This is a genomic window from Pantoea sp. DY-15, from assembly GCF_019795935.1.
Taxonomy (GTDB): domain Bacteria; phylum Pseudomonadota; class Gammaproteobacteria; order Enterobacterales; family Enterobacteriaceae; genus Pantoea; species Pantoea leporis.
Genome location: NZ_JAIMIF010000004.1, coordinates 334,255 through 346,068, shown reverse-complemented (window position 1 = coordinate 346,068; position 11,814 = coordinate 334,255). Strand labels below are relative to the sequence as shown.

Genomic DNA, 11,814 nt, shown 5'->3' with positions numbered 1-11,814 from the left:
GACCTGGTGCGCATAAATGCGCACCCTACGAAAAACCAGTCCGGACACTGTCATCACCGGCGCCATCCGCACCCTACGCGCGCAGCGCCTCCAGCTTTTCGCGTTGCGTCCCTTCTGCCGTAAAGTTCTCTGCCGCCAGCCAGCGTTCGAAGCCCTGTTTCACCTGCGGCCAATCGCTATCAATAATCGAGAACCAGCAGGTATCCCGGCTACGGCCTTTGTAGACAATCGCCTGACGGAAAGTCCCTTCGAACTGAAACCCTAAACGCTGTGCCGCGTTTCGTGATGGCTGGTTACAGCTGTCGCACTTCCACTCATAGCGCCGGTAGCCCAGTTGCTCAAAGGCGTAGCGCATCAGCAGATAGTGCGCTTCAGTGGCCATGCGCGTTTGTTTGAGCAACGGCGAGAAGGCGACGTGGCCAATCTCCACCGATCCGTTTGTCGCATCGATGCGCATTAACGCCAGGCTACCGACCGCGCGGTTGCTAACCGGATCGATCACCGCGAAATGCATCGGATCGCGCCCGTTTTCCAGCTGACGCGCATAGGCAACATAGGCCGCTTCATCGGCAAAAGGTTCGGCGAACATATAGGTCCAGTCACGGCCATCTTCAGCCAGCGCATAGGCAGCATAGAGTTCGCGGCCATGACGCTCAGCACTCAGCGGTTCAAGGCGGCAATAGTCACCGGTGAAGGTTTCATAGCTCGGCCAGGCGCGGGGTTGCCAATCTGGCAGCGGAAATCCTACCGGTTGTCCGTAATCATTCGTGTGTTGCGACATAGCTTAATTCCTTTATCAGTCAGGGCCAGAATCGCAGAGTGTCACTTTGCTGGCGTGTTAAAAAGCGCCACAATGGTTGAAATTGATGGATCCACGGAACCGCGTAAATGAGTGATATTGCACTGCATCGATTATTATTGGCCCCGCTAGAGGCCAACGGCGAGCTGACGCTGCAACAGCAGCTGTTCCAGCGTATCAAGCAGGCGATTCTGACCGGCAAACTCGCTGCCGGTACGCGTTTGCCCGCAACACGCCAGCTGGCGCTGGATCTCGCGGTTTCACGCAATACGGTGATTGCCGTCTGGGCGCAACTGCAGGCTGAAGGATTTTTGCTGAGCGATCGCCAGGGCAGTCGCATCAGCAATCTGGCGCAGCTACCGCAGGAAACTCAGCCGCCCGCCAGCAGCGAAATTGCCTTGTCACCGCGCATCGCTCAGTTGCGATCCAGCCATCGCACATTGAGTCAGGAGATGGCGCTGCGCCCCGGCGTTCCTTCGTTAGCACATTTCCCGCTGGCTCAGTGGCGACGGGTGCTGAACCGCGTGATGCTGCATCAGCCGCAGCAACTGCTGGGCTATGGCGATCCGCTCGGCGAACGCACGCTACGCGCCGCGCTGGCGCAGCATCTGGCCTTAGCACGCGGCGTGCGCTGTACGCTCGAACAAATCGTGATTACCGAAGGCGCGCAACAGGCATTAACGCTGTGCGTGGCGCTGCTCAGCAGCCCAGGCGACATCGGTTGGGTAGAGGAGCCGGGATATCGCGGTGCCAAAGCGGCGATGCGGCTGGGAGATATGCGTATTGAACCGATAGCGGTCGATGCACAAGGTCTGGCGCCGCAGCCGCAGGACTGGCAGCAGCGTCCGCCGCGCCTGATTTACACCACGCCAACGCACCAATATCCCACCGGCGCAATCATGAGCGCACCGCGTCGTCTGGCGCTGCTGGCGGCCGCGCGGCAACAGCAAACGTGGATTATCGAAGATGATTACGACAGCGATTTTCGTTACAGCGGCGAGCCAATCGCCGCCATGCAAGGCATGACGCAGCCAACGCCGGTGATCTACGTCGGCTCGTTCAGCAAAACGCTGTTTCCGGCGCTACGCCTCGGGTTTATGGTGTTGCCGCCGCAGTTGGTCGCGCCGCTGCGCCCTGCGCTGCATGAACTGCTGCGCGGCGGGAATCGTCCTGAGCAGCAGGCGCTGGCGCTGTTTTTACGCAGCGGTGATTTTAGCCGTCATTTGAGCAAAATGCGCCGTCTGTACCGCCAACGGCAGGCGACGTTGCGACAGGCATTACAGCAAACGTTTGGCGCACAGGTTCCGTTGCTGGGCGGCGAATGCGGCATGCATCTGGTGTTATCACTGGCGGCGGATCAAAACGATATGGCATTGGTGGATCGACTGATCCAGAGTGGCTACGCGCCGGGCGCGCTGTCGGGATTTTACCTCGGTGAGCAGAAGCAACAAGGGCTGGTGCTGGGTTACGGTAACACCAGCACCAGCCAGATTACGGCGGGCGTCGCGCAGTTAGCGCGTCTGCTGCGCGGGAATTAACCGCGGAAGAAGATTTCGCCTGATTTGCCCATCACGATCTTACCGGTGTCATCGGTGATCAGGATGTAGTTGGCATTGATGTACGCCCAGTGCGTGCCTGGCTGCGGCGCTGGCAGATGGCGTGGCTTCCACTCAACAATGGTGTACTGCTTTTTACGGTACTCATCTGGCACCACATCGCCCACTTTGTACTCTTTGTAGTCGATGATGATGGTGTTCAGATCATAGTTGTTTGGCGCAGCCGCATTGCCGCTTTGCGGTGGACGAATCGGCGCGACATCGCCGCTGGATTCAGCCGGTTCATTGCTGACAGGCGCATCGGCGGCCGGCGCCTGAGCGGGTGCATCAGCGGCTGGTGCCTGGGTTTGCGCGTCGGGTGCGGTTTGCTGCACTTGTGGCGGCATGGGTACGGCGTCTGTTTGCTCGCCTTCCGCCAACGCGGCCGGAGCAAGGCTTAAAGCGCCCAGAAAAATTCCTGCAGAAAGAAGATTGACGTGTGTCCTGCGCATTGGTGATTTCCACTCTGGTTAATTATTAACTGTCCATTTAACTGACAAGTTAAGCACGCAGAAGGTTCCCCCGGCGCGCTTAGCGCGTCAAATTTCGCTGCTCAGCATACCTCAGCTCACGCGCTTTTTGGCGCAGTAAAATTGCAAGCAACCATGTTAGTTTTTGTCGTGCGCTTTCTGTGCCAGATCCATCAATAACGCGATGCCCAGATAGTTACTCCAGTTAAACGCGTTCTGCAGCACCACAATCGCATTGCCGTTCTGCTTATCAAAGCCAATAAAGCTCGAGTAGCCGCCGATATAGCCAACCTGATAGGTGATCTGCTGATCGCCGTAGGTATCGGTTACCCAGGCGATATTTTGTGACTGATTGCCGTGCTGTTCGTAGCCGTGATTGACCTGCGCAAACGCCGCGTTGAGCGAAGCGCCCGCCCCATCATGCAGATGCGCATCCAGATAGCGAATCAAATCGCGCGCGTTGCTGTAGAGGCTGGCGGCCGCCACCATATTGTTATTAAACGCCCAGTCCGGCGTGATTTGCCCGCGAGGAATCAGCTTAGGCTGATCGCCGGCATGGCCGAGCGCACGCCACGGATAGCCGCGCAGACGCTGTGGCGTGAAGCTGCTGCTGGTCATGCCAAGCGGCTGGAACATATTGCGCTGCGCCAGCGTTTCGATGTCCTGATGGAAGCGATGTTTGAGGATGTAGCCCAACAGCGCATAGCCGAGATTGGAATAGCGCGCGGTGGGATGCGCGGGCGCGTCAAAGTTGGCCAGATAATCCAGCACGGCGTCGCTGTCGAGGTTGCCGTAAAAGTTCTCGCCGCTACGCAAATAGCCCATAAATTTCATGAACATCGGCAAGTCCATATCCTGACGCGGCAAGCCCGACGTGTGCGTCACCAGCTGCAACAGCGTGATGCGTTTGGCATCGGCGCTCAGCGGCACGTTGGGCGGCAAAAGCGTCGCTAACGTGTCGTTCCAGTGCAGTTCACCGCGATCCACCAGCTCAATAATCACCTCAGCGGTGATGCCTTTACTCAGCGAGCCGAGCGCAAATAAGGTGTCTGGCGTGATGGGATAACGGTGCAGCGCATCGGTGACACCAAAACTGTAGAATTCAGGCTGGCTGCGTTGATGGATAATGGCGATGCTGATGCCGGAAACATGCTTTTGCTGCATGTAATGGCGCACGATGTCATCGACGTTTTCATTAAAAGTCGCGTGTGAAAGATAGACTTTATCGCTGACGGGCGCGGAGGTTTGCGACAAGGTGCCGCAGGCGCTGAGCAATACGCTCATGCCCAGCACAATGATGCATATTGTTAAACGATGGCACAGCACCCGTTTATTCCTGGCGAAGGTAATCATGGCAATGGATTGAGCGAATTTTTATGTTTTATAAAGGGTGCGACGGGTGTTGGTGGCGAAATATAGCACAGAAGAAAGTCAGCGCCACCTGCCAAAAACAGGTGGCGGCGGGGATTATTGATTAACGGGAATAACCGATCCTTTATAGTGCTGGTTAATAAATTCAGCAGTTTGCTTTGACTCCAGATCTTTCGCTAGTTCCAGAATACGCGGATCGTGCGCCAGTTTCGGCGTGGTGACCAGCACGTTGGCATACGGATTATCTTTCGCCTGTTCCAGCGCCAGCGCATCCTTCGACGGCACTAAACCGGCCTGCAACGCGTAGTTGCCATTGATGATCGCCAACTGCGCATCATCCAGCGCGCGCGGCAGCTGCGGCGCTTCCACTTCGATAATCTTCAGGTGGTGCGGGTTGTCAGTAATGTCTGCGGAAGTCACCAGCGTGTTGGCGCTGCGGCTCTTCAGTTTGATCAAACCATTGGCCTGCAACAGATAAAGTGCGCGGCTCAGATTGGTGACATTATTCGGTACCGCCACCTGCGCGCCATCAGGCAGATCTTTCAGTGATTTCACTTTGTGCGAGTAGATGCCAAGTGGCTCAATATGCACGGTGGCGACCACAGAAAATTTCTCGCCCAGCGCTTTTTCCTGATCGCGCAGGTAAGGCACATGCTGGAAGTAGTTGGCATCCACGTCACCGCGCGCCAGCAGTTCGTTGGCGTTCAGGTTGCCGTTGAGTTCAATCACTTTGAGATCGAGCTTCTTGTCGGTCTGTTTGATGTGGTTGAGGATTTCGCTGTGCGGTACCGCATCGGCCGCCACGCGCAGTGCGGCCGCCGAGGCGTAAGTGCTGAACACCGAAACCATCGCCAACGCGGCTATCACCTTTTTATTCATCTGCTTCCCTTAGTTTCTTATGATTTAACGCTATTGAGAGTGTCAGCGTAATAACGCTGCGCCACGTCGCGATGCGATCGCAAACGCCCTTTGAGATAGTTCCAGCCCACTTCACGCAGCAGCGGATTGCTGGGATCGCTGGTCGGTCCGCGTGCTTCTGCCGCCAGCTGCGGTGGTAATTGGTACAGCGGCACTTCGGCGTCAAGCTGCGCGCCGAGGAAGAAAGCGATGGAGATGCGCTGTTGTTTTGCCGGCGGCGACACCACACGATGCACGGTGGCGCGCAGATAACCGTTGGTAGCGATCTCCAGCAGTTCGCCAATGTTCACCACAAAAGCGCCCGGTTTCGGCAGCGCATCAATCCACTGATCTGGCGTGACTTCAACCTGCAATCCGGGTTGATCGTCCTGCAACAGAAAGGTCAGAAAGCCGGAATCCTTATGCGCGCCAACACCTTGCTGGCTGGCAGCGGCATCCTGACCCGGATAGCGAATCAGCTTCACATGTTCGTTGGGGTGCGTGCCGTACAGCGCATCGAAAGCGTCCGGCGGCAGCGACAGAGATTTGGCGAAGGCGCGCAGTAAACGCAGCGCCACGTCAGTCATCGCCTGCTGCCACGCGTGGATCACCGGACGCAGCTGCGGCAGCGCTTGCGGCCACAAATTGGGTCCTTGCAGCTGCTTCCACGCCGGATCGTCTGGTTGCAACGTCAGCGCGGCACGTTCTGCACCGATATCAAACTGCTCGCGCTGATCGCGCTGTTCACGGGTATATTCCACGCCCGCGCGGTTGTAGCCGCGAAAATGCGGTGAATGGATCATCGAAACGCGCTGCTTCTCTTCATCCGACAAGGCAAAGAACGCGCGCGTGATGCTTTGCACGTTCTGCAGCAGCTGCGGATTGATGCCATGATTCACCAGATAGAAGAAGCCGACGTCACGCGCGGTTTCGCGCAGCTCGGCGAGGTATTGCGCCTGTTCCGCATCCGGCAGTTCCAGCAGGGCTAAATCCAGTACCGGCAATGTGCTAGCCATACTTTTGCATCCTTCATGCAGAAAAATTCTGCCTTTACGCTGCCATCTGCTGGCAAATGCAGCCAATACTGTTGCGCGATAAGTTATGGCGAATCATTTTTAGGAGAGGTTCAGCAATCGATATGCAAAAAGCGATAAATCGTGCCCGCTTCCCGCTATAATCGCCGCCAATTAACTTTGGGCATTGCCCATCAATGAACAGCAGGAGACGCCGTATGAACCAGGGTCCGTTAACCGAAAAAGAGCTGAACTGGCTTGAAGATATGCTGGAGAAATACGGCAATGAACACTCGGTGGTGGATACCTCTGAGCTGGACGGCATGCTGACGGCGTTGCTCTCTGGCCCGAACGACATCGAACCGAGCGAATGGCTGGTGGCGATGTGGGGCGGCAAAAAGCACATTCCAAAATGGTCGAATGAGCGCGAGATGGATCGCTTTATGACGCTGACGTTCCAGCATCTGAACGACATCGCCGAGCGCTTGGCCGAATTCCCGGAGCAGTTCGATCCGCTGTTTGGCACCCAAGAGATGGAAGGCCAGGAATTCACCGTGGTGGAAGATTGGTGCTACGGCTATCTTCGCGGCGTGGCGCTGGATGCGGATTGGTCGCTGCTGCCAGAATCACTGCAGCCGATGATGGAGGCGATTGCCTTGCACGGCAGCGAAGATCATCTGGCGAAGCGCGAAGCCTTCACGCCGGACGAGTTTGAAGCCAGCATCGAGGCGATTCGCCCCGCAGCGCTGGAACTGCATGAATACTGGCAAGAACAGCGCATGGCGCAGCCCGATCCTGAACCTCAACTGCCGCACTTTGCCGGCGAGAAAACCGGCCGCAACGATCCTTGCCCATGTGGCAGCGGTAAAAAATATAAGCAGTGCTGCGGTAAATAGGAGCACCATTTGTAGGGTCGCCATTTATGGCGACCTACTGACCAGGTGCGCATAAATGCGCACCCTACGGCAGCGATGCCGGTTTCACCTCGGTCACCCAGGTTGGCAACTGCCATGCGCCGCCCGCACGAATCGCGCGGCACATGCCGGTGGTGGCATCGCTGCTCTGCTCAAACGCTTTGCCATCCCACACCCACGCCGCTGTACTCCAGCAATCGCCGATGCCGCGCCCTTTCTGCGCTTCTGAGATCACACCTTCACTGTAATCAGAGCCGGAATCCGTCACCAGCTGCGGCGTGCCCTGCAATGCTTTATCGATCAGCCAATAGCCATAACCTTCGTTATACGCTCCGCGCCAGCACAGCGCGGCGATCAGCACATGCGCATCATCAACCGGCGTTAAGGTCAGCGGCTCCGCGCCCTCTTCCGGCTGATCGTCGGACGGAGCCAGATTGTCGCAGCTGTCGTCGTCGGTGAGTGAGGCAATCAGCTTTGGCTTCAACAGCGCCAGCTCATCGGCCGTCAACGGACGCGCATCGGCCTTCACCACTTTCACCTGCTGAATCACCGGCATCGGCAGCGCTGCCGGTACGCTGCTTTCCGGCTTGTTCCCTTTGCGCACCAACGCGCCCGGCGTACTAAGACGACCTTGCGCATCATCCATCTTCAGCAGCACCGCAAATGCGCCATTGCTGGAGAGATCGAAAGGCTCTTCACCACCGCGAAACTCCACTTTGCCGCTGCCTTTAATGCCGTTAATTAGCGCCTGGGTTTGTTCATCCGTCAGCGTCCATTCGTCGTTATCGGCTTTCGCCACGTCGCCCAGCGCACGATCATCAATCCACAACGCTAAGTTGTTCACCACTTTAGAATCGTCATCGCCGGTATCGGCCAGCACCACGCGACCGTGCGTCACCGCATTCGCTCCGCCCGCGCGCACCAGCAACACCGAGCCGCCCGCGCCCTCTTCGGCGCTGTAACCGGCGGCACGACAGGTCAGCGTGTTATCGCAAGCCAGTTCCCAGTCTTTGTGGCTAAAGGAGACGCCGTCTTGATCTGCCAACAGCGGCGCACTCAGGCTGGCAAGTAGCGACATCGCCAGCAGCAATCGGGTAATCATGCCATCTCTCCATAATGGTAAAGGTGGCTAGTTTGATGATTTTTGTGACGCGGGAGAAGTGAATTTTTTGCGGCGATGCTGATTTCATTATCGCGCTTTGTCGAAACATCAATCATGAAGAAACCTCTTCAGATTTCACGTTAACTGGTCAGCTATTGAACGGTTCAGGGCTTAAGCACATACTTCGGCCAGACCCAATAAAATTAGGTAATCCATGACAACTGCCAATATCAATCCAGCGATGCTCAGATGGTCCCGTGAACGGGCCGGCATCGCTGTGGAAAAATTTGCGCAGAAGTGTAACGTCACATTCGAGCGTCTGCAGGAATGGAAAAATGGGCAACATCCTCTGACATTTAACCAGGCGATGGCCTTTGCTGAAAAAGCACATGTCCCTTTTGGTTATCTTTTTTTGACGACGCCGCCGCAAGAACTGTTGCCCATTCCTGACTTACGCACATTGGATGGAAAAGCACCTCAGCGTCCGAGCGCAGAATTGATCGATTTATTAAAGATCATGCTCATGCGCCAGGAATGGTATCGCGATTATTTACAGCAGCAGATGGTGACGCCACTGGAAATGAGTGGCCGTTTCACCTCGCGGAGCTCAATTGACGCGATTGTGAATGACATGCGCCACAAGCTACATGTGCCTATACATCCGATACGCGGAAGCTGGGAAAATTACTACAGCGATTTGGTAAAACGCATTGAAGACATGGGTATTCTGGTGATGCGCTCTCCTTATCTCCATCACCACACTCGTCCTCTCAACGTCAATGAATTTAGAGGTTTTGCCATTGCGGATGACCTCGCGCCAATCATCTTTGTAAACCATGCAGATGCACCCGGTGCACGATTGTTCACCTTAATTCACGAGCTTTGTCATATCTGGATTGGACAGTCAGGCGTCTCTGACGGCGGTGCAAGTACACATCGCCATGAAGAAGTACTGTGTAATGCGGTTGCCGCTGAGTTTCTGGTACCCGCAGATGAATTTTTACCTTTGTGGGATCGTGATGTTGAGAACTGGCAGGAAAATCTTGCCCCGCTGGAAAGCCATTTTCACGTCAGTAGTTGGGTACTGGCACGTCGCGCTTTAACGATGAGTTTGATCGGCAGAGAAGATTATCAGCATTTTATCCATGAGCAGAAACTCGCTCATCAGCAACGCGCTAAAAAAGAGAGCGGTGGACCAAGCTATTTCAGGACCAGGAAAGCGCAAATCAGCGTTTCTTTCTCTCGTGCCGTATTGAGCCAGGCTCTCAGCGGCCAAATGCTATTACGTGAAGCCAGTGATTTATTGGATGGAATACAGCCATCAAAGTTGTCGAAATTTGCAGAGGAGTTGGGGCTTTGAAATATTTGCTGGATGCAAACACTTATATCATGGCGAAAAATTTCTATTATGGGATGGATATCTGTCCCGGTTATTGGCAATGGCTGGATGTTCAATTCGCATCAAATGTTGTCGGCAGCGTCGACATGATTGCGCGAGAGTTGCGTGCAGGAAATGATGAACTATCCGAGTGGGTCAAAGCGCGGCCCACACATTTCATTGCTAATGACGACCAGGATACGCAGATAATTTTTCAGCAGATTGTTGAGTGCGTAATGATGGCTGATTTCAATGCCGGTTCCCGTGATACTTTTCTGGCAAAAGCCGATCCCTGGATTATTGCTAAGAGTAAGAGCATCGGCGCGACCGTGATTACACATGAACTTCCGCTGCCAGCAAATGCTCGCAAAGTCAAAGTCCCCAATATCTGTCACCAGTTTGATGTGCCATGTATGACGACATTCGAATTTTTAAGAAAGCTGAATGCACGCTTCATTTTGGAGCAATAGCTAAAGAGCCATTCATTCCATTATCTAAAGCGCCGCCACAATCTGCTGCCGCAGCCACTGCTGGGCCGGATCGCGGTGTAGACGTTCATGCCACAGCAGCAAAATATCAAAGCCCGGCACTTCCAGCGGCAGATCTATAACCGCGAGGTGCGAAGCGTGACGCACTAACCGCTCGGGCAGTACCGCCACTAAATCACTGCTCGCCAGCGTTTCCTGCATAAACAAGAAGTGCGGCACCGACAACACCACGCGGCGTGAACGCCCGAGCTTCGAGAGCGCATTATCGGTGGCGGCGCTAAAGCCACCGCCATCAGGCGATACCATGACAAATTCCAGCTGACAGAATTGATCCAGCGTCGGCAGACGTTGCAACTGCGGGTGATCGCACCGTCCCGCCAGCACGTAGCGCTCGCTGAACAGTTTGCGTTGATGCAGCGTCGGCGGCGCGTTATCGCCCGTATGAAACACCACATCCAGCTCGCCTTTTTCCAACTGCTGCGCCACCAGCGGCGGATTCAGCGCCAATATCGCCATACGACTTTGCGGCGCAGCAGCGCGGATCAGGTTGAGCGCAGGCAGCACCAACGCTGACGAGGTGTAATCGGTGGCGGCGATGCGCCAGGTGTTATCGGCATTGGCCGGATTAAAGGCATCGGGCGGCGCGACCGCACGCTCAACCGCTTCCAGCGCCAGACGCAGCGGCTCACGCAGAGCTGCTGCGCGCGCCGTTGGCAGCATGCCACGCGGCCCCGGTAACAATAGCGGATCGTCAAAATGCCTACGCAATCGCGCCAACTGAGCGCTGACGGAAGGCTGCGAGAGATGCAAACGCTGCGCCGCGCGCGTGACGTTGAGTTCGCTTAACAGCACGTTGAGCGTCTGCAGCAGATTCAAATCCAGCGAGTCGATATTCACTATGGCTATACCTGAGATATCAGCAATTGATTTCCACTATAGCCAGCGCCGACTTAATCTGCAGTGGTTTTCATCTCACAGGATTAAGCCCATGAATGTACTGATTGTGTATGCCCATCCGGAACCGCGTTCGCTGAGCGGTTCACTTAAAGACTTTGCCGTGCAGCATCTGCAGCATGCCGGACATCAGGTGCAGGTCTCTGATCTCTATGCGATGCAGTGGAAAGCGCCGCTCGACGCTGCCGACACGCGCGCCCCGTTTGTGGGCGACCACTTCGACGCGACGGTGGATTCCCGCTTCGCCTACGATCATCAGCTGCAGGCCGCCGATATCGCCGCCGAGCAGGAAAAATTGCGCTGGGCCAATACGGTGATTTTCCAGTTTCCGCTGTGGTGGTTTTCGATGCCCGCCATCATGAAAGGCTGGTTTGACCGCGTTTACGCTAACGGTTTTGCCTACGGTGTGGGCGAGCACAACGAACAGCATTGGGGCGATCGTTACGGCGAAGGCAATCTCAGCGGCAAACGCGCGATGCTGGTGGTGACGACCGGCGGATGGGAATCGCATTACAGCCCGCGCGGCATTAACGGCCCGATCAACGATCTGCTGTTTCCGATTCAGCACGGCATGCTGTTTTATCCCGGCTTTAGCGTGCTGCCGCCGCTGGTTTTCTATCGGGTACAAAAGTCAGCAGCAGAACGTTTTGCTGGCTGGTGCGATGCGCTGGCAACAAGGCTGGATACGTTGGAACAGACAGCGCCCATTGCCTATCGTCAGCAGAACGGCGGCGACTATGAGATTCCTGCGCTGACGTTAAAGGCGGAGTTTGTCCCGGAAGAGAGTGGCTTTGGCGTGCATGTGAAGCGGTGAAAAGTGGCAGGCTCGGCGC

At 55.9% G+C, this 11,814-nt stretch carries 12 protein-coding genes; 5 read left to right on the top strand and 7 right to left on the bottom strand.

What is annotated here, in order from left to right; all coding sequences use genetic code 11:
- Positions 1-73: 73 nt before the first annotated feature.
- On the bottom strand, positions 74-781 hold the full coding sequence (locus K5Y32_RS16730) for a GNAT family N-acetyltransferase (protein ID WP_222185205.1): 708 nt from the start codon (positions 779-781) through the stop codon (positions 74-76).
- 107 nt (positions 782-888) lie between these two features.
- Here K5Y32_RS16730 and K5Y32_RS16725 point away from each other — a divergent pair, with 107 nt between their 5' ends.
- A complete protein-coding gene (locus K5Y32_RS16725) occupies positions 889-2,337 on the top strand; it encodes a PLP-dependent aminotransferase family protein (RefSeq protein ID WP_222185203.1) in 1,449 nt (482 codons plus the stop codon).
- Here the strand turns inward: K5Y32_RS16725 and K5Y32_RS16720 are convergent.
- The 4 genes from K5Y32_RS16720 to K5Y32_RS16705 all read right to left on the bottom strand — a co-directional run bounded on the left by K5Y32_RS16720 (position 2,334) and on the right by K5Y32_RS16705 (position 6,148).
- The gene (locus K5Y32_RS16720) at positions 2,334-2,846 is read right to left on the bottom strand and encodes an RcnB family protein (RefSeq protein WP_101762204.1); all 513 of its coding nucleotides are present in this window, start codon (positions 2,844-2,846) and stop codon (positions 2,334-2,336) included. The genes K5Y32_RS16725 and K5Y32_RS16720 overlap by 4 nt on opposite strands.
- A 156-nt stretch (positions 2,847-3,002) precedes the next feature.
- Positions 3,003-4,148, bottom strand: coding sequence for a serine hydrolase (locus tag K5Y32_RS16715; RefSeq protein WP_255602680.1), 1,146 nt, complete (start codon positions 4,146-4,148; stop codon positions 3,003-3,005).
- 183 nt (positions 4,149-4,331) lie between these two features.
- Entirely contained in the window at positions 4,332-5,114 is a 783-nt protein-coding gene (locus K5Y32_RS16710; RefSeq protein WP_222185199.1) for a MetQ/NlpA family ABC transporter substrate-binding protein, read from the bottom strand.
- A 17-nt stretch (positions 5,115-5,131) separates the two neighbouring features.
- Positions 5,132-6,148, bottom strand: a complete 1,017-nt coding sequence (locus tag K5Y32_RS16705; RefSeq protein ID WP_222185197.1) for an isopenicillin N synthase family oxygenase — start codon at positions 6,146-6,148, stop codon at positions 5,132-5,134.
- 215 nt (positions 6,149-6,363) lie between these two features.
- Between K5Y32_RS16705 and K5Y32_RS16700 the strand changes: the two genes are divergently transcribed.
- Positions 6,364-7,041 carry a YecA family protein gene (locus K5Y32_RS16700; protein WP_222185196.1) on the top strand — a complete coding sequence of 226 codons (678 nt, stop codon included), beginning with the start codon at positions 6,364-6,366 and terminating at the stop codon, positions 7,039-7,041.
- A 64-nt stretch (positions 7,042-7,105) separates the two neighbouring features.
- Here K5Y32_RS16700 and K5Y32_RS16695 read toward each other — a convergent pair whose 3' ends face one another.
- Positions 7,106-8,161, bottom strand: coding sequence for a DUF1176 domain-containing protein (locus K5Y32_RS16695; protein WP_222185194.1), 1,056 nt, complete (start codon positions 8,159-8,161; stop codon positions 7,106-7,108).
- A gap of 214 nt (positions 8,162-8,375) precedes the next feature.
- Between K5Y32_RS16695 and K5Y32_RS16690 the strand changes: the two genes are divergently transcribed.
- Together K5Y32_RS16690 and K5Y32_RS16685 are read left to right on the top strand one after the other, a co-directional pair.
- On the top strand, positions 8,376-9,521 hold the full coding sequence (locus K5Y32_RS16690) for an XRE family transcriptional regulator (RefSeq protein WP_222185192.1): 1,146 nt from the start codon (positions 8,376-8,378) through the stop codon (positions 9,519-9,521).
- Positions 9,518-10,009 (top strand): DUF4411 family protein, encoded by a 492-nt coding sequence (locus K5Y32_RS16685; RefSeq protein ID WP_137385095.1) that lies wholly within the window; start codon positions 9,518-9,520, stop codon positions 10,007-10,009. The genes K5Y32_RS16690 and K5Y32_RS16685 overlap by 4 nt, the downstream gene beginning before the upstream one ends.
- A gap of 24 nt (positions 10,010-10,033) precedes the next feature.
- Here K5Y32_RS16685 and K5Y32_RS16680 read toward each other — a convergent pair whose 3' ends face one another.
- Positions 10,034-10,927, bottom strand: coding sequence for a LysR family transcriptional regulator (locus K5Y32_RS16680; protein WP_222185313.1), 894 nt, complete (start codon positions 10,925-10,927; stop codon positions 10,034-10,036).
- Between the two features lie 88 nt (positions 10,928-11,015).
- On the opposite strand from K5Y32_RS16680, the gene K5Y32_RS16675 reads away from it, so the two are divergent.
- The gene (locus K5Y32_RS16675; protein ID WP_222185190.1) at positions 11,016-11,795 is read left to right on the top strand and encodes an NAD(P)H-dependent oxidoreductase; all 780 of its coding nucleotides are present in this window, start codon (positions 11,016-11,018) and stop codon (positions 11,793-11,795) included.
- Positions 11,796-11,814: the final 19 nt, after the last annotated feature.

Bases quoted from the DNA above. Each gene is read 5' to 3' on its own strand.
- K5Y32_RS16705 (WP_222185197.1), bottom strand. From the start codon at position 6,148: ATGGCTAGCACATTGCCGGTACTGGATTTAGCCCTGCTGGAACTGCCG.
- K5Y32_RS16730 (WP_222185205.1), bottom strand. From the start codon at position 781: ATGTCGCAACACACGAATGATTACGGACAACCGGTAGGATTTCCGCTG.
- K5Y32_RS16720 (WP_101762204.1), bottom strand. From the start codon at position 2,846: ATGCGCAGGACACACGTCAATCTTCTTTCTGCAGGAATTTTTCTGGGC.
- K5Y32_RS16715 (WP_255602680.1), bottom strand. From the start codon at position 4,148: ATGAGCGTATTGCTCAGCGCCTGCGGCACCTTGTCGCAAACCTCCGCG.
- K5Y32_RS16725 (WP_222185203.1), top strand. From the start codon at position 889: ATGAGTGATATTGCACTGCATCGATTATTATTGGCCCCGCTAGAGGCC.
- K5Y32_RS16675 (WP_222185190.1), top strand. From the start codon at position 11,016: ATGAATGTACTGATTGTGTATGCCCATCCGGAACCGCGTTCGCTGAGC.
- K5Y32_RS16690 (WP_222185192.1), top strand. From the start codon at position 8,376: ATGACAACTGCCAATATCAATCCAGCGATGCTCAGATGGTCCCGTGAA.
- K5Y32_RS16695 (WP_222185194.1), bottom strand. From the start codon at position 8,161: ATGATTACCCGATTGCTGCTGGCGATGTCGCTACTTGCCAGCCTGAGT.
- K5Y32_RS16700 (WP_222185196.1), top strand. From the start codon at position 6,364: ATGAACCAGGGTCCGTTAACCGAAAAAGAGCTGAACTGGCTTGAAGAT.
- K5Y32_RS16710 (WP_222185199.1), bottom strand. From the start codon at position 5,114: ATGAATAAAAAGGTGATAGCCGCGTTGGCGATGGTTTCGGTGTTCAGC.